A 14,892-nucleotide genomic window follows, 5' to 3' on the forward strand; every position below is an offset into this window, starting at 1 on the left:
GGTCAGGGAGTGCAGGCGTCGGCGATCGACCGGCTGTTCTCGTAGAGGTGGTGCCGCGTGATCCGGCCGTTCTCGACGGTCAGCCGCAGCACGAAGGGCCCCTCGAAGGACTTGCCGGTGTCGCGCACGGTGCCCCAGAGGCTGCCGAAGATCACGGCGTCCGCGCCCTCGACGACGATGGTGTCGACCGCGGCACCCGCCTTCTCGGGGACGGTGTGCGCGGCGAGTTCGGCGGACTGGGCCGCGCACTCGGCGGCCGTGGTCCGCGGCCGTATCCAGGGCACGCCCGGGTTGTCGGCGAGCATCCAGTCGACCTCGTCGGCGAAGAGGGCGGTGAGACCCTCGGCGTCACCGCTGAGCCGGAATCCCAGGAAGGCCTGGACGGCGGCGCGGGTGGCGTCCTCGGTGGAGAGTGTGACGGTCATCCGGACTCCTCGGTCGGTGTTCCTGCGGATGCCGTCGATACTTCCGCGCGGCCGGAGAAGAAGCGATTACGCCAGAGGTAATGGCGGCGCGAGAGACCCGTCCGGCAAGGGCGATATGGTCTAAAGCGGTCATGTGGCAGCGCGTGGGTCCAAGCGCGCGGGTCCAGCGGGTCCAGGGGAGGGGAAGTGCCGTGGGGCATGAGGCCGTTGTGGGGCTCGCCTGTTTTCCGGTGAAGTCGATGCTGGGGGAGGACCGCGAGCGCCTCGTCGTCGACGAGCGGGGCGTGGCCGGTGACCGGCTGTGGGCCCTGCGGTACGAGGACGGGAAGCTGGGGAGCGGGAAGAACACCCGCAGGTTCCGGCGGACGCCGGGAATGCTGGAGTACGACGCGGCGTACGAGGGTGACGTCCCCGTCGTCACCACGCCGGACGGCGAGACGCTGCGACCCGGCGATCCCCGCATCGGTGAACTCTTCGGCGCGGGAATGGAGTTGGCCCGCGAGGGCGAGGTGAGCCATCAGGACGCGGGCGCCGTCTCCCTCGTCGGCACCGCGTCCCTTGCCGCCCTCGGCGAGCTGCTCGGCGACGCCGACCCCGTCGACGTGCGCCGCCTGCGCAAGAACATCGTGATCGGGACCGGCGAGCCGTGGATCGAGGAGGACTGGGTCGGCCGGGAGATCGCCTTCGACGGCGGCCTGCGCCTGCGCGTCACCCTGCGCATCGAACGCTGCGTCATGACCACACTGGCCCAGCGCGATCTACCCGCAGACCACCGCATCCTGAAGACGCTCACCGCGTCGCGCGGCATGTGCATCGGGGTGTACGCGGACGTCGTGACGCCAGGAACAATCGCCATCGGAGCAAAGGTGACCGTCAAGTGACCCGTAGTACCACCGCAGTTCGCACCACCGCAGTTCGCACCACCGCCGTTCGTGCCACCGCCGCTCGTACCACCGCGGTCCGGGCCGCACTGCTGCTCGCGCTCGTCGCCACAGCATCCGTCACCGGATGCTCGCCGGAGGAGAAGGACAGCGGCTCCTCCGGGCCCGACGCCAAGGCGGGACCCGCGCTCGCCGCGGTCGACACGCTCACTGTGAAGGGCCGCGCGCCCAAGACCGGCTACGACCGCGACCGGTTCGGCAGCCCCTGGGCCGACACCGACTCCAACGGCTGCGGCACCCGCGACGACATACTCAAGCGCGATCTGGACGACGTGAAGTACCGCGACGGCGGGGACTGCGAGGTGGCCTCCGGCGCCCTCGCGCCCGACCCCTACACCGGCAAGGACGTCACGTACGTGCGTGGCCGCAGCCAGGTCGACATCGACCATCTCGTCGCCCTCTCGGACGCCTGGCAGAAGGGCGCGGGCAAGTGGGAGCCGAGCAAGCGCATAGCGTTCGCCAACGACCCGCTCAACCTCCTCGCGGTCGACGCGGGCCCCAACCGCGGCAAGGGCGACGGCGACACGGCCACGTGGCTGCCGCCGGACAAGGGCTACCGGTGCGCCTACGTGGCCCGGCAGGTGGCCGTGAAGAAGAAGTACGGGGTGTGGGTGACGGGCGGCGAGCGGGACGCCATGAAGCGGGTCCTCTCGAGCTGCCCGCAGGAGAAGCTGCCCACCGGGGGTACTCCGACGGCGGCGCCGGGACGGTTCCACGCGCGCTGAGGCGAAAAAGGCTTAACAGGGAGAGTCCGCGCCCGCTAGCGTCCGATGCATGGACCTGAAGATCACGACGCTGGCCGAGCGGCCCGAGCTCGTCGAGCCGCTCATGGCGATGGACGACACCTGGCCGGAGTTCATCGGGAACGATCCCATCGCGTGGTCGATGATCGGGCGGATCGCCAAGGAGCTTCCCGAGTACGTCCTTGTCGCCACGGACGAGCGGGGCGCGGTCGCGGCCAAGGCGTTCAGCGTGCCGTTCGCGCTGCGCGCCGACGGGCGCGGGGAGCTGCCGGACGGCGGCTGGGACCAGGTCATGCTGTGGGCGTTCTCGGACCTGCGGCACGGCAGGAAGCCCGACACGGTGAGCGCGATCGAGATCACCGTGGCGAAGGACTACCTCGGGCACGGTGTGTCGGGGCGGATGCTCGCCGCGATGCGCGAGACCGCTCGCGCGCGTGGCTTCGCGGAAGTCGTCGCCCCGGTGCGCCCGAACGCCAAACACCTCGAACCGGCCGCGCATATCGATACGTACGCCCAGCGCAAGCGGGACGACGGCCTGCCCGCCGACCCGTGGCTGCGGGTGCACGTGCGGGCAGGCGGCACCATCGCGAAGGTGGCGCACGCGTCGATGACGGTGTCCGGGTCGATCGCGCAGTGGCGGGCGTGGACGGGGCTTCCGTTCGACACGGCGGGCCCCATCGAGGTGCCGGGCGCCCTGGTGCCGGTGCTCTGCGAGCCGGAGCGCGGGTACGCGGTGTACGTGGAGCCGAACGTATGGGTGCGGCACGTGCTGTGAGCGCTGTGCGCACCGCGCCTGACCCCGGTTAAGGCGGAGCCGCGATCAGGACGTGACCAGTACGGCAACGGTTCGGTACAACCCGGGACCGCTACTCCTTGTCGGCCTATACGCTCGAATCTGCATCCGTTCGTATTTTGACTTTCGGCCGTGCGTTCCCCCGGGGCCTTGCGAGTTCCCCGGGGGAACGCGCTGCCACATCAGGCACCAGGAGCAGCCATGCACGGCCACGGCTACGCGCCGCAGCAACCGCCGCCGACCTCGGGCGGCACCCCTACGATGCTGCGCGTGATGTTCGTGTTCCTCGCCGTCATGTCGTGCGGCATGCTCGCCTGGGCGATGATGCTGCGGCTCGCGTTCGTGACGCGCAAACCGGCCGACTGGGGCCTGTTCGGGCTCGTGTCCGCGCTCGACGTGACGGCTCTGGTGCTCTTCGGTGTCGATCCCGGCGAGGACGAGTTCCAAGGGGCCGGCACCGCGGGCATGGTGATCCTGCTGACGACGATGCTGGCCGCCGTCATCTACTACCTCTTCGCGGACATACGGCACTTCAGCCGGTACCGACAGCCGCAGTACACGGGGTACGCCGCCGGACCTCAGCCCACCTACGGCTATCCGCAGCAGGGCCCCGCGGCCACCCCCGCCCACCTCCAGCCCACGCAGCTGCAGCACCACAAGCCGCCGGTCCAGCAGCCGCCGGCCCAGCACACGCCGCCCCCGCCCACGCGCCCCGCACCGGCCCGCATCCACCAAGTACAGGCCGAGCTCGACGAACTCAGTGACTACCTGCGCAAGCAGGAAGGCGGCAGCTGACCGTGTCACTGGGGACGGGCGGCCGTGTGGTCGCCGGGCGCTACGAACTCTCCGCGCTCATCGGCCAGGGCGGCATGGGCCAGGTCTGGACGGCGTACGACCAACGCCTCGACCGCCGCGTCGCGGTCAAACTCCTGCGCCCCGACCGGGTCGCGGGCGCCGAGGCCGAGGAACTGCGCCGCCGCTTCGTGCGCGAGTGCCGCGTCACCGCACAGGTCGACCACCCCGGCCTCGTCACCGTCCACGACGCGGGCACGGAGGACGAGGACCTCTACCTCGTCATGCAGTACGTCGACGGGGCCGACCTCGGTGACCACCTGGCCGAGCACCACCCCTACCCGTGGCAGTGGGCCGTCGCGGTCGCCGCGCAACTGTGCGCCGTGCTCTCCGCGGTGCACGCCGTACCGATCGTGCACCGCGACCTCAAGCCGCGGAACGTGATGGTCAAGCAGGACGGCACCGTCTCCATCCTCGACCTGGGCATCGCCTCCGTCATGGACACCGACACCACCCGCCTCACCCACACCGGTTCGCCCATCGGCAGCCCCGCGTACATGGCGCCCGAGCAGGCGATGGGCGGCGCGGTCGGCCCGTACACCGACCTGTACGCCCTGGGCGTCCTGCTGCACGAACTCCTCAGCGGAGACGTGCCGTTCTCCGGCTCCACCGCGCTCGGCGTCCTGCACCGCCACCTCTACGAACCGCCCGTGCCGGTCCGCCGGCTGCGCGCCGAAGTCCCCGAGGCCCTCGAAGCCCTTGTGCTCAGGCTCCTCGCCAAGGACCCCCAGCACCGGCACGGCAGCGCCCAGGAGGTCTACGAGGAGCTCGCCCCGCTCCTCCCCGCACGCGGAATCCCGACCGGCGGCCCACTGGACCCCACCCGCCCCTTCCTGCGCCCGCACGCCCCCTGGCCGGACCGCGCGGCGACACCCGCGCCTGCCCCCGACATCCAGCCGGACCGGCCCGACGAGCGCCAGGTCCCGGGCGGCCCCGGCAGCCAGACGGACGTCGTCCGCGCGGTCGACGAGGTCAAGCGGCTCCTCGGCGAGGGCCGCATCACACAGGCTGTGGACATCCTCGGCTCGATCCTGCCCGCGGCCGCCGCCAAACACGGCGAGCACTCCCCGGTGGTCCGCTCCCTGCGCAAGCAGTACGCGGCGACGCTGATGGACGACGGCCAGTACCGCCGCGCCCTGCCCGAACTGCGCCGCCTCGCCGACGAGCGCGCCGCGGAGTCGGGCCAGGCCGACCCGCACTCGCTCCAGTTCCGCTTCGAGGCCGCGCAGTGCCTCGAGCAGCTGGGCGAACCGGCGGCAGCACTTGCGGAGTACAGGGCGCTCCTCCCGTACTACGAGAACCGCTACGCATCCGACGACCGCGAACGCCCGCTGGAAATCCGCCGCCACATCGGCCACTTGCTCCTTGCCCTGGGCGATCGCGCGGCGGCGCACGACACACTGGGGCGGCTGCTCCTGGACGCCGAGCGGATGCACGGCATCGGGCATCCGTTCCCGGCGGAGATCCGGCGCACGCTGCAGTGGCTAGGACAGATGCGCGGGTAGTGACGGATCGGCGCGAGGATGCCCCGACCGGTGCCCCAACTCTTCGAGAATCGTTGGTCGAATAGGTGGCCGAGGGACCGGCCACTGCCTAACATCGATCACCGCAAGACTTTGTGCGCCCGCCCGTCGCCCGACCACCACCCCAGGTGGAGGCGCTGCGCGCCGCAGGTCTCAGCACAATCTCTCGACCGGGAGGCTCACTTGCACCGCCGCCGTCGCACCGCGCTCGTTCTCTCCGCCGCAGCCGTCGCCGCGGCTCCCCTCCTCACCGCCTGCGGCAGCGAGGCCCATCCGGGCGCCGCGGCCGTCGTGGGACAGGACCGGATCACGGTCTCGCAGCTGGAGAGCCGGGTGAACGAGGTGCGCGCCGCGCAGCGCGCCGCGATCCCGGACGAGCAGCAGTACGAGCAGGCCATCGCCAAGACCGGCGGCCTCACCCGCAGCACACTGCACACGATGGTCCTTGACAAGGTGCTGCACCAGGCGGCGGCCGACGCGGGCGTCCACGTCTCCCGCCGCGAGATCCAGACGATGGAGGCGGGCCTCCAACAGCAGGCCGGCAGCAAGAAGGCCCTCGAACAGGGCTGGCTCCAGCAGTACAGCGTCGCCCCGTCCCGCCTCACGGAGAGCTTCCGTACGGAGATCGAGGCCCAGAAGCTGGCCAAGGTCATCGGCGCGGACATGAACGCCCCGGAGGGCCAGGCGCTCTTCTGGAAGGCACTCTCCAAGGCCTCCAAGAAGCTCGACGTGGACCTGAACCCGCGGTACGGCACGTGGGACGTGGAGAAGAGCAAGCGCGCGGACGCCAAGACGCCGTGGGTGCGCGAGGTGTCCGGGAACGGCGAGGCACAGCCCAAGCAGGCGTAACAGGCCCAGCAGGCTGCGGAACGGGCTGTCAGCGGCGTGGGTTACGTTCGACGCGTGACGAACGAAACCACGCCCCAGGCCGACGCCCCCGGCCGCGTCATCCTCCTCACCACCAGCCACCGGGTGGCCCCAGGCCTCCTCTCCTGGCCCGCGTGGCAGGCCCTGCACGCGGCCGACGAGGTCCTGTGCGCCGACGCCACGCACCCGCAGCTGCCGTATCTGCGCGAGGCGGGTGTGGCGGTGGACCAGGCGTCGCCCACGGCCCAGGACCTGGTGGCGGCGTGCGCGGGCGACCGCACGGTCCTGATCGTCGCCACGGCCGAGGGCGACCGCGCCCTCACGGACGGCCTGGCGCGACTCGCGGGCTCGGGCCGCCTCGCGATGCCGGACCTGGAACTGCTCCCGGCGTCGTACGACCTGCCGGGCGCGCGCCTCCTCGACCTTGTCCAGGTCATGGACCGGATCCGGGTCGAGTGCCCGTGGTCGTCCCAGCAGACGCACAAGGGCCTTGCGAAGTACGCGATCGAGGAGGCGTACGAACTGGTCGAGGCGATCGAGGAGGGCGACAGGGAGGAACTGCGCGAGGAACTCGGCGACGTCCTGCTCCAGGTGGTCTTCCACGCCCGCATCGCGGAGGAGGACGAGGAGTCCCCCTTCTCCGTGGACGACGTGGCGGGCACGATCGTCGAAAAGCTGATCCACCGCCATCCGCACGTATTCGGCGACGACTCGGCGGAGACCCCCGAGGACGTGAAGGCGCACTGGCTCCGCACGAAGGCCCAGGAGAAGCAGCGCTCATCGGTCACAGAGGGCGTCCCCCTGGGCCAGCCGGGCCTGGCACTGGCCGCCAAGCTGGCTTCACGGGTACGAACGGCAGGGCTTGAGGTGACGCCCCCTTCGGGCGACGGCATCGGCTACGACCTCCTCGCACTCGCCCTGCGGGCAGAGTCGGAGGGCACCGACCCGGAGGCAGCGCTGCGGGCGGCGGCCCGGGCTTACCGGGACGCGGTGCTGGCCGCCGAGGGGTATTCAGCCCGTCCGGCGTTCGAGGACGAACTCGGCGGAGCCGGTGATGACGGTACGCAAGGCGCCGGGCCAGGGGACGGAAGCCTCCCGGACGCCGGATAGCGTCGACCCCATGCAAGACCAGCCGCCCGCCCCCGCAGAGGCGACCCCCGCAGCCTGCCCCGCAGGGGCACACACCCCCATGCCCGAGGCCCAGGGGCCAGCACAGCCAGAGCTCTTCACCTGGGAGTTCGCCACCGATCCCTACCCCGCCTACGCCTGGCTGCGCGAGCACGCCCCCGTGCACAAGACCCGGCTCCCCAGCGGCGTGGAGGCTTGGCTCGTCACGCGGTACGTCGATGCCAAGCAGGCGCTCGCCGATCCGCGGCTCAGCAAGAATCCGGCCCATCACGGTGAGCCCGCGCACGCGAAGGGCAAGACCGGGATCCCGGGCGAGCGCAGTGCGAACCTCATGACGCATCTGCTCAACATCGACCCGCCGGACCACACCCGCCTCCGCCGCCTCGTCTCCAAGGCCTTCACGCCCCGCCGCGTTGCCGAATTCGCGCCACGGGTTCAGGAGTTGACGGACCGTCTCATCGACCAGTTCGTCGAGAAGGGAGAGGCCGACCTCATTCACGACTTCGCCTTTCCGCTCCCCATCTACGCCATCTGCGACCTGCTCGGGGTGCCCCGCGAGGACCAGGACGACTTCCGTGACTGGGCGGGGATGATGATCCGCCACGGGGGAGGCCCCAGGGGCGGGGTCGCCAGGTCCGTGAAGAAGATGCGCGGCTATCTCGCCGAGCTGATCCACCGCAAGCGTCTCGAACCCGGCGACGACCTCATCTCGGGGCTCATTCGCGCCTCCGACCACGGCGAGCACCTCACGGAGAACGAGGCCGCCGCGATGGCCTTCATCTTGCTTTTTGCCGGATTCGAGACGACCGTGAACCTCATCGGCAACGGCACCTATGCCCTCCTCACCCACCCCGAACAGCGCGAGCGGCTCCAGGGCTCTCTCAGGGACGGCGACACCGGTCTCCTGGACACCGGGCTCGAGGAGCTCCTGCGCTTCGACGGGCCCGTCGAACTCGCCACCTGGCGGTTCGCCACCGAGCGGCTGACCGTCGGAGGGGAGGACATCGCCGTCGGCGACCCCGTCCTCGTCGTCCTCGCCGCGGCCGATCGCGACCCGGAGCGCTTCGACCGACCGGACACGCTCGACCTCTCCCGCCGCGACAACCAACACCTCGGCTACGGCCATGGCATTCATTACTGTCTCGGCGCACCGCTTGCCCGGCTCGAAGGGCAGACCGCCCTCGCGACGCTTCTGCGGCGCCTTCCTGACCTGCGACTCGCGGCGGAACCTGACGATTTGAGATGGCGTGGCGGGCTCATCATGCGTGGACTCCGCACGCTGCCCGTGGAGTTCGCGCCCGCACAGCAGAGCAAATATCAGCCATCTGAAACGCCGTCCAGCTGACATGCCGTCAAGACTGTGACTTTCACGTGATCTCCGCTGCATCGACTTGTGACAAGCGTTCGACTCCCGCTACGTTCACCGACGACCCGGCCTCCGGTGCCGCAGTCGTCGCTCCAGTCACGCGAAAGGCAACCGCATGCTCTCCGGCAATGGTCGTCACCGACGCCCCCGCCAGGCCCCGGCCCTGATCGTCGCGGCAGGAGTCGCAGGATCGGCCATCGCCATCCCGCTGCTCGGCGCCACCAGCGCGAGCGCGGCGGACGCCGCCACGTGGGACAAGGTCGCGGAGTGCGAGAGCGGCGGGGCCTGGAGCGCGGACGCGAAGAACGGGTACTACGGCGGTCTCCAGTTGTCGCAGCAGGTCTGGGAGGACAACGGCGGCCTCGACTACGCGCCCAGCGCCGATCAGGCCAGCCGCTCGCAGCAGATCTCCGTGGCCGAGAAGGTTCTCGACGATCAGGGGACCAAGGCCTGGCCGAGCTGTGCGCCGGTCGCAGGGCTCACCCAGGACGGCGCCGCCGCCGACGTCGACCCGGGCGCTCCGATCACGACGACGCCTTCCGGCGGGTCGACGGAGTCGGCCGACCCCGGCGAGTCGGACCACTCGGACGACTCGGATGACGCGGATGAGCCGAGCGCGTCGCCGAGCGATTCGGCCGACCCCTCGGACAGCGCCAAGTCTTCGGACAAGCCCTCGGATGAGTCCGGCAAGTCCGGCAAGTCCGGCAAGTCCGGCGATGAGGTGCGAGACAAGAATCACGACGAGTCAGGTGATTCGGATGATTCCGACGACTCAGGCAAGTCAGGGCAGAGCGATGAGACTTCGCCGACCCCCACCACCACCCCCACCGCCGGTGAGGGTGAAGGCCGCCACCGGGGCGACAGCGCGGACGGCAAGGTGTCCGGCGGCGACTCCCGCGAGGGTTCGGGCCGGCACGCCTCCCGTGGCGACGAGCGCCAGCAGGACGGCTCGGACGGGACGTACACGGTCCGCTCCGGAGACAACCTCTGGGCCATCGCCGACGACCTCGACGTGAAGGGCGGGTGGACCGAGCTGTACGCCGAGAACGAGAAGGCCGTCGGCTCCGACCCCGATCTCATTCTTCCCGGTCAGAGCCTCGATTTGGGCGAAAAGTAGGGGAAGTTGGTGACTCGCTTTGCGCCTGATGTCCCAATTGGCGCAAGTGAGACATGGGTCTCAGAAGCCCTGATCGTCTTTGGAAATCGGCCGATGTCATGCCTACGGTCGTGACCGCTCGCCACAGCGGGCCCCGCCGGTCGGTACGCCGAGTCCTGCCAACGGCCGTTCGGGAACAGTCGTCGCGTAAGCGCCGTAGGCAGGAGCGGGGGAACCAAGGTTTCCGCCGGGCCCGGCCGTTCAGCATCGCGAGAGCGATGCGGAGGAACGGACGGGAACGGCTAGGGGTTAAGTCGCGCTCAAGGAAGCGCGGCCGGGCAACTTCATCGGCCCGAACCCGACAGCTCACCTCGCAGGCGTCGGTGAGGGGATCACTCATGCTGTTTTCCAGCAAGGGCAAGCACCGCCGCCCGTCCAAGGCCACCCGTGTCGCCACGCTCGCAGGCGTCACCGGTGTCGCGGTAGCAGCCCCGCTGATGGCGGCCGGCTCGGCCTCCGCAGCGACGAACTCCCAGTGGGACGCCGTCGCCCAGTGCGAGTCCGGCGGCAACTGGTCGATCAACACCGGCAACGGCTACACGGGCGGCCTGCAGTTCTCGTCGTCCACCTGGGCGGCGTACGGCGGCACGAAGTACGCGTCCAGCGCCGACCAGGCCTCCAAGGCCCAGCAGATAGAGATCGGCGAGAAGGTCCTCGCGGGCCAGGGCAAGGGTGCCTGGCCGAGCTGCGGCGTCGGCCTCTCGGGCGCCTCCAACGAGGGTGGCGGTGCGCAGGAGAGCGCCCCGCAGCAGACCCAGGAGCAGCCCAAGAACGAGCCCAGCGCGCAGACCGAGCAGCCGCAGCAGGCCGCTCCGAAGCAGGCGGCTCCGAAGGCCGAGGCTCCGAAGACCGAGTCCAAGAAGACCGTCGAGACCCCGACCGGCAAGACGGTCAAGAAGGGCGACGGCGAGTACAAGGTCAAGAAGGGCGACACCCTCTCCAAGATCGCCGAGGCGAAGGACGTCAAGGGCGGCTGGCACAAGGTGTACAAGCTCAACGGCGACATCATCGACAACGCCGACATGATCTTCCCGGGTCAGCAGCTGCACCTCAGCTAAGAGGAGCCTGCTGCAGCTCGGCCGAGAAGCTGAGAGTGGCGGCGGCGCTTCGGCGGAGGCGCCGCCTGCCCCATCCCCGTCCCCACGGGTCCACCCCGCCCCGGTGCGCGTATCCCCCGTACGCACCGGGGCGGGGTTTGTTTTGTTCCGTTCGGAAACTTTTTGCTCTCGGTTTGTCCATAGGGCGGCGGCTCGGCTCGCTCTTGCCCGGGAGCCGGTTAGGCTCGTGTCCGCGAGGCCAACGCCCCGCGTACCCGCGTCACATCCCAGAAGGAGATGCTCGTGCCGTCCATCGACGTCGTCGTAGCCCGGGAAATCCTGGACTCCCGAGGCAACCCCACGGTCGAGGTCGAGGTCGGCCTCGACGACGGCAGCACGGGTCGTGCCGCCGTTCCGTCCGGTGCGTCCACCGGTGCTTTCGAGGCCATCGAACTCCGTGACGGTGACCCCAACCGTTACCAGGGCAAGGGCGTGGAGAAGGCCGTCCTCGCCGTCATCGAGCAGATCGGCCCGGAGCTCGTCGGGTACGACGCGACCGAGCAGCGCCTGATCGACCAGGCGATGTTCGACCTCGACGCCACCGACAACAAGGGCTCGCTCGGCGCCAACGCCATCCTCGGCGTCTCGCTCGCCGTCGCGCACGCCGCGTCGGAGGCCTCCGACCTGCCGCTCTTCCGCTACCTCGGCGGTCCGAACGCGCACCTGCTGCCCGTTCCGATGATGAACATCCTGAACGGCGGGTCGCACGCCGACTCGAACGTCGACATCCAGGAGTTCATGATCGCGCCGATCGGCGCCGAGTCGTTCTCCGAGGCCCTGCGCTGGGGCACCGAGGTCTACCACACGCTGAAGAAGGTCCTGAAGGACAAGGGCCTCTCCACCGGCCTGGGCGACGAGGGCGGCTTCGCCCCGAACCTGGACTCCAACCGCGCCGCGCTCGACCTCATCCTCGAGGCCATCAAGCAGGCCGGTTACGTCCCCGGTGAGCAGATCGGCCTCGCCCTCGACGTCGCCGCTTCCGAGTTCTACAAGGACGGCAAGTACGAGTTCGAGGGCAAGTCCCGCTCGGCCGCCGAGATGACCGAGTACTACGAGGGCCTCGTCGCCTCGTACCCGCTCGTCTCCATCGAGGACCCGCTGTTCGAGGACGACTGGGCCGGCTGGAACGTCATCACCGAGAAGCTCGGCGAGAAGGTCCAGCTCGTGGGCGACGACCTGTTCGTCACCAACCCGGAGCGCCTGGCCCGTGGCATCGAGGAGAAGTCGGCCAACGCGCTTCTGGTGAAGGTCAACCAGATCGGCTCGCTGACCGAGACCCTGGACGCCGTCGAGATGGCCCAGCGCAGCGGCTTCAAGTGCATGATGTCGCACCGCTCCGGCGAGACCGAGGACGTCACCATCGCCGACCTGGCCGTCGCCACCAACTGCGGCCAGATCAAGACCGGCGCCCCGGCCCGCTCCGAGCGCGTCGCCAAGTACAACCAGCTGCTGCGCATCGAGGAGATCCTCGACGACGCCGCGGTCTACGCGGGCCGTTCGGCGTTCCCCCGCTTCAAGGGCTGAACCGCTTCTGAGCTCCGGCTCGGTATCCGGCTCCGCTGAGTAGTTACCTACGTCCCCGTACTCGGTCCCGTACCGTGTGCGGGGACGTACGTACGTATCGGGGAGGCGGCACACATGGCCGTGAAGGACCGCGACCGGTTCTCCACCGCGACCAGGCTGCGGCTGCTCGGCGAGCAGACCGCGGAGCGTGTCTACCGCTCGCAGACGAAGCGTCAGGCGCGCCGCTCCCGGCTCACGGGACGCGCCGCGCTCCTCGCGCTCGTCCTCTGCTCGCTGGTCGTCGCGCTCGCCTACCCGATAAGGCAGTACGTGTCGCAGCGCGCGGAGATCGCCGATCAGCGCCGTGAGCAGGCCGAGCACCGCGAGAACGTCGAGAAGCTGAAGGACGAGAAGGCCCGCTGGCGGGACGACGCGTACGCGGAGCAGCGTGTCCGGGAGCGGCTGCACTATGTGATGCCGGGCGAGACCGGCTACACGGTGATCGGCCCCGGGGCGGCGAAGACGCAGCGCGCCGACCAGGGGGCGGCCGCCAGGCCCTGGTACTCGAACGTCTGGGACGGCGTCGACAAGGCCGACCGTCCCGACGAAGACTGACTTTTCTCACCGACACCTCTCGTAGCGAGTCTCACCAATACCTCTCGTAGCGAACCGATCGAAAGACAGGCATGGAAACGCCCCCGCCGACCACCCCGCGCACCGAGCCCACCGACGCCGACGTCGAGGCCTTCAAGCAGCAGCTCGGCCGTCCGCCGCGCGGCCTGCGGGCCATCGCCCACCGCTGCCCCTGCGGGCAGCCGGACGTCGTCGAGACGGCGCCGCGCCTGCCGGACGGGACGCCGTTCCCGACGACGTACTACCTGACGTGCCCGCGGGCCGCTTCCGCGATCGGCACCCTCGAGGCCAACGGCGTCATGAAGGAGATGTCGGAGCGGCTGAAGACGGACCCCGAGCTGGCCGCGGCGTACCGCGCGGCGCACGAGGACTACATCGCGCGCCGTGACGCCATCGAGGTCCTCGAGGGCTTCCCGAGCGCGGGCGGCATGCCGGACCGCGTGAAGTGCCTGCACGTCCTGGTGGGCCACTCGCTGGCCGCGGGCCCCGGGGTGAACCCGCTGGGCGACGAGGCGATCGCGATGCTCCCTCAGTGGTGGGCCAAGGGGGCGTGCGTCACGCCGTGCGCCGATCAGGAGGCCGCCAAGTGACCCGCGTGGCAGCCGTCGACTGCGGCACGAACTCGATCCGCCTCCTGGTGGCGGACGCCGACCCCGCGACCGGCGAGCTGGTGGACCTGGACCGGCGGATGACGATCGTCCGTCTGGGCCAGGGCGTCGACAAGACGGGCCGCCTCGCCCCCGAGGCGCTCGAGCGCACCTTCGCGGCCTGCCGCGAGTACGCCGAGGTCATCAAGGAGCACGGCGCCGAGCGCCTCCGCTTCGTGGCGACCTCCGCGTCCCGCGACGCCGAGAACCGCGACGACTTCGTACGCGGGGTCCTGGACATCCTGGGTGTCGAGCCGGAGGTCATCAGCGGTGACCAGGAGGCCGAGTTCTCCTTCACGGGTGCGACGAAGGAGCTGACGGGCAGCGACCACCTGGCCAAGCCCTACCTCGTCGTGGACATCGGCGGCGGCTCCACGGAGTTCGTGGTCGGCGACGACGGGGTCGGCGCCGCCCGCTCGGTCGACGTCGGCTGCGTACGCCTCACGGAGCGGCACATCCGCACCGACCCGCCCGCACCCGCCGAGCTCGACGCGGTCCGCGCGGACATCGAGGCCGCGCTCGACCTCGCCGAGCAGACCGTGCCGATCGGCGATGCCCGCACCCTGGTCGGCCTCGCGGGTTCGGTGACCACGGTGGCCGCGATCGCGCTCGGCCTCGACGCGTACGACTCCGAGGCGATCCACCACTCCCGCGTCTCCTACGAGCAGGTCGCCGAGATCGTCGGCCGACTGACCCGCTCCACGCACGACGAGCGCGCGGCGATCCCGGTGATGCATCCGGGCCGGGTGGACGTCATCGCGGCGGGCGCGATGGTACTCCTGTCGATCATGGACCGGACCGGGGCCGGGGAGGTCGTCGTCAGCGAGCACGACATCCTCGACGGCATCGGCTGGTCGATCGCCTGAGCGCGTCATGTAGCGTCTGAGCGGCTGGTCGAGGGGTCGAAAGGCCCCTCGGCGACTTGCTGTCAGGAAAGTTCGTGAAGTTCTTCACAAGGAAATCGGCTCGGTTGGCCGATGTTCAGGGGTTCCGGCCCCCTGAAAGTGGCCCCTGAGGGCCGTGCGACCCATGACAGTGAAGGTTCGCCAGTGTGTCCGGAGTATGAACCGGGTGAGTGGTCCACTGGGCTCGGAAGGCGAGAGCGGCAGCTCACAAGGGGTGCACAACGTCTCGGGTAGTCCCGTGGTTCCCCTGGGGCGCTATGGCCTGTGTCACGTGGGCGGCGAAGTGTAGCAGAGGGCCTACCCATGCTTGTGA

General features: G+C 70.1%; 15 protein-coding genes and 1 riboswitch. Of the genes, 14 read left to right on the forward strand and 1 reads right to left on the reverse strand.

Annotation, left to right across the window (positions count from 1 at the left end; all coding sequences use genetic code 11):
- Window positions 1-2: 2 nt before the first annotated feature.
- Complete coding sequence (locus tag ACWFRJ_RS21790) at window positions 3-425, reverse strand: nuclear transport factor 2 family protein (protein WP_453533159.1); 423 nt, start codon at window positions 423-425, stop codon at window positions 3-5.
- 191 nt (window positions 426-616) lie between these two features.
- Here ACWFRJ_RS21790 and ACWFRJ_RS21795 point away from each other — a divergent pair, with 191 nt between their 5' ends.
- The 14 genes from ACWFRJ_RS21795 to ACWFRJ_RS21860 all read left to right on the forward strand — a co-directional run bounded on the left by ACWFRJ_RS21795 (window position 617) and on the right by ACWFRJ_RS21860 (window position 14,540).
- Window positions 617-1,306: an MOSC domain-containing protein gene (locus ACWFRJ_RS21795; RefSeq protein ID WP_453533162.1), complete on the forward strand. Its 690-nt coding sequence runs from the start codon at window positions 617-619 to the stop codon at window positions 1,304-1,306.
- An 89-nt stretch (window positions 1,307-1,395) separates the two neighbouring features.
- Window positions 1,396-2,091, forward strand: a complete 696-nt coding sequence (locus ACWFRJ_RS21800; protein WP_453533545.1) for an HNH endonuclease family protein — start codon at window positions 1,396-1,398, stop codon at window positions 2,089-2,091.
- Window positions 2,092-2,140: 49 nt separating this feature from the next.
- Window positions 2,141-2,884, forward strand: a complete 744-nt coding sequence (locus tag ACWFRJ_RS21805; protein ID WP_453533164.1) for an N-acetyltransferase — start codon at window positions 2,141-2,143, stop codon at window positions 2,882-2,884.
- 219 nt (window positions 2,885-3,103) lie between these two features.
- The gene (locus ACWFRJ_RS21810) at window positions 3,104-3,697 is read left to right on the forward strand and encodes a hypothetical protein (protein ID WP_453533167.1); all 594 of its coding nucleotides are present in this window, start codon (window positions 3,104-3,106) and stop codon (window positions 3,695-3,697) included.
- 74 nt (window positions 3,698-3,771) lie between these two features.
- Entirely contained in the window at window positions 3,772-5,259 is a 1,488-nt protein-coding gene (locus ACWFRJ_RS21815) for a protein kinase domain-containing protein (protein ID WP_453533547.1), read from the forward strand.
- A gap of 201 nt (window positions 5,260-5,460) precedes the next feature.
- A complete protein-coding gene (locus ACWFRJ_RS21820) occupies window positions 5,461-6,126 on the forward strand; it encodes a SurA N-terminal domain-containing protein (RefSeq protein ID WP_453533170.1) in 666 nt (221 codons plus the stop codon).
- A gap of 36 nt (window positions 6,127-6,162) precedes the next feature.
- The gene (locus ACWFRJ_RS21825; RefSeq protein WP_453533173.1) at window positions 6,163-7,254 is read left to right on the forward strand and encodes a nucleoside triphosphate pyrophosphohydrolase; all 1,092 of its coding nucleotides are present in this window, start codon (window positions 6,163-6,165) and stop codon (window positions 7,252-7,254) included.
- Between the two features lie 10 nt (window positions 7,255-7,264).
- Window positions 7,265-8,617 (forward strand): cytochrome P450 family protein, encoded by a 1,353-nt coding sequence (locus tag ACWFRJ_RS21830; RefSeq protein WP_453533175.1) that lies wholly within the window; start codon window positions 7,265-7,267, stop codon window positions 8,615-8,617.
- A 136-nt stretch (window positions 8,618-8,753) separates the two neighbouring features.
- Window positions 8,754-9,755 carry a transglycosylase family protein gene (locus ACWFRJ_RS21835; protein ID WP_453533178.1) on the forward strand — a complete coding sequence of 334 codons (1,002 nt, stop codon included), beginning with the start codon at window positions 8,754-8,756 and terminating at the stop codon, window positions 9,753-9,755.
- 181 nt (window positions 9,756-9,936) lie between these two features.
- Window positions 9,937-10,129: riboswitch (cyclic di-AMP (ydaO/yuaA leader) on the forward strand.
- 3 nt (window positions 10,130-10,132) lie between these two features.
- Window positions 10,133-10,852: a transglycosylase family protein gene (locus ACWFRJ_RS21840; RefSeq protein WP_453533180.1), complete on the forward strand. Its 720-nt coding sequence runs from the start codon at window positions 10,133-10,135 to the stop codon at window positions 10,850-10,852.
- A gap of 276 nt (window positions 10,853-11,128) precedes the next feature.
- The gene (gene eno, locus ACWFRJ_RS21845; RefSeq protein ID WP_453533183.1) at window positions 11,129-12,415 is read left to right on the forward strand and encodes a phosphopyruvate hydratase; all 1,287 of its coding nucleotides are present in this window, start codon (window positions 11,129-11,131) and stop codon (window positions 12,413-12,415) included.
- 114 nt (window positions 12,416-12,529) lie between these two features.
- Window positions 12,530-13,009, forward strand: coding sequence for an FtsB family cell division protein (locus tag ACWFRJ_RS21850; protein ID WP_453533186.1), 480 nt, complete (start codon window positions 12,530-12,532; stop codon window positions 13,007-13,009).
- Between the two features lie 71 nt (window positions 13,010-13,080).
- Window positions 13,081-13,617 (forward strand): DUF501 domain-containing protein, encoded by a 537-nt coding sequence (locus tag ACWFRJ_RS21855; protein ID WP_453533189.1) that lies wholly within the window; start codon window positions 13,081-13,083, stop codon window positions 13,615-13,617.
- Entirely contained in the window at window positions 13,614-14,540 is a 927-nt protein-coding gene (locus tag ACWFRJ_RS21860) for a Ppx/GppA phosphatase family protein (RefSeq protein WP_453533192.1), read from the forward strand. Before ACWFRJ_RS21855 ends, ACWFRJ_RS21860 begins: the two co-directional genes overlap by 4 nt.
- The last annotated feature ends 352 nt before the right edge of the window (window positions 14,541-14,892 follow it).

It is taken from the genome of Streptomyces sp. NPDC055239, from assembly GCF_053606205.1.

Excerpts from the sequence above, each read along its gene's own strand:
- ACWFRJ_RS21790 (WP_453533159.1), bottom strand. The coding sequence starts at position 425 with ATGACCGTCACACTCTCCACCGAGGACGCCACCCGCGCCGCCGTCCAG.
- ACWFRJ_RS21805 (WP_453533164.1), top strand. The coding sequence starts at position 2,141 with ATGGACCTGAAGATCACGACGCTGGCCGAGCGGCCCGAGCTCGTCGAG.
- ACWFRJ_RS21810 (WP_453533167.1), top strand. The coding sequence starts at position 3,104 with ATGCACGGCCACGGCTACGCGCCGCAGCAACCGCCGCCGACCTCGGGC.
- ACWFRJ_RS21815 (WP_453533547.1), top strand. The coding sequence starts at position 3,772 with ATGGGCCAGGTCTGGACGGCGTACGACCAACGCCTCGACCGCCGCGTC.
- ACWFRJ_RS21830 (WP_453533175.1), top strand. The coding sequence starts at position 7,265 with ATGCAAGACCAGCCGCCCGCCCCCGCAGAGGCGACCCCCGCAGCCTGC.
- ACWFRJ_RS21835 (WP_453533178.1), top strand. The coding sequence starts at position 8,754 with ATGCTCTCCGGCAATGGTCGTCACCGACGCCCCCGCCAGGCCCCGGCC.
- ACWFRJ_RS21840 (WP_453533180.1), top strand. The coding sequence starts at position 10,133 with ATGCTGTTTTCCAGCAAGGGCAAGCACCGCCGCCCGTCCAAGGCCACC.
- eno (WP_453533183.1), top strand. The coding sequence starts at position 11,129 with ATGCTCGTGCCGTCCATCGACGTCGTCGTAGCCCGGGAAATCCTGGAC.
- ACWFRJ_RS21850 (WP_453533186.1), top strand. The coding sequence starts at position 12,530 with ATGGCCGTGAAGGACCGCGACCGGTTCTCCACCGCGACCAGGCTGCGG.
- ACWFRJ_RS21855 (WP_453533189.1), top strand. The coding sequence starts at position 13,081 with ATGGAAACGCCCCCGCCGACCACCCCGCGCACCGAGCCCACCGACGCC.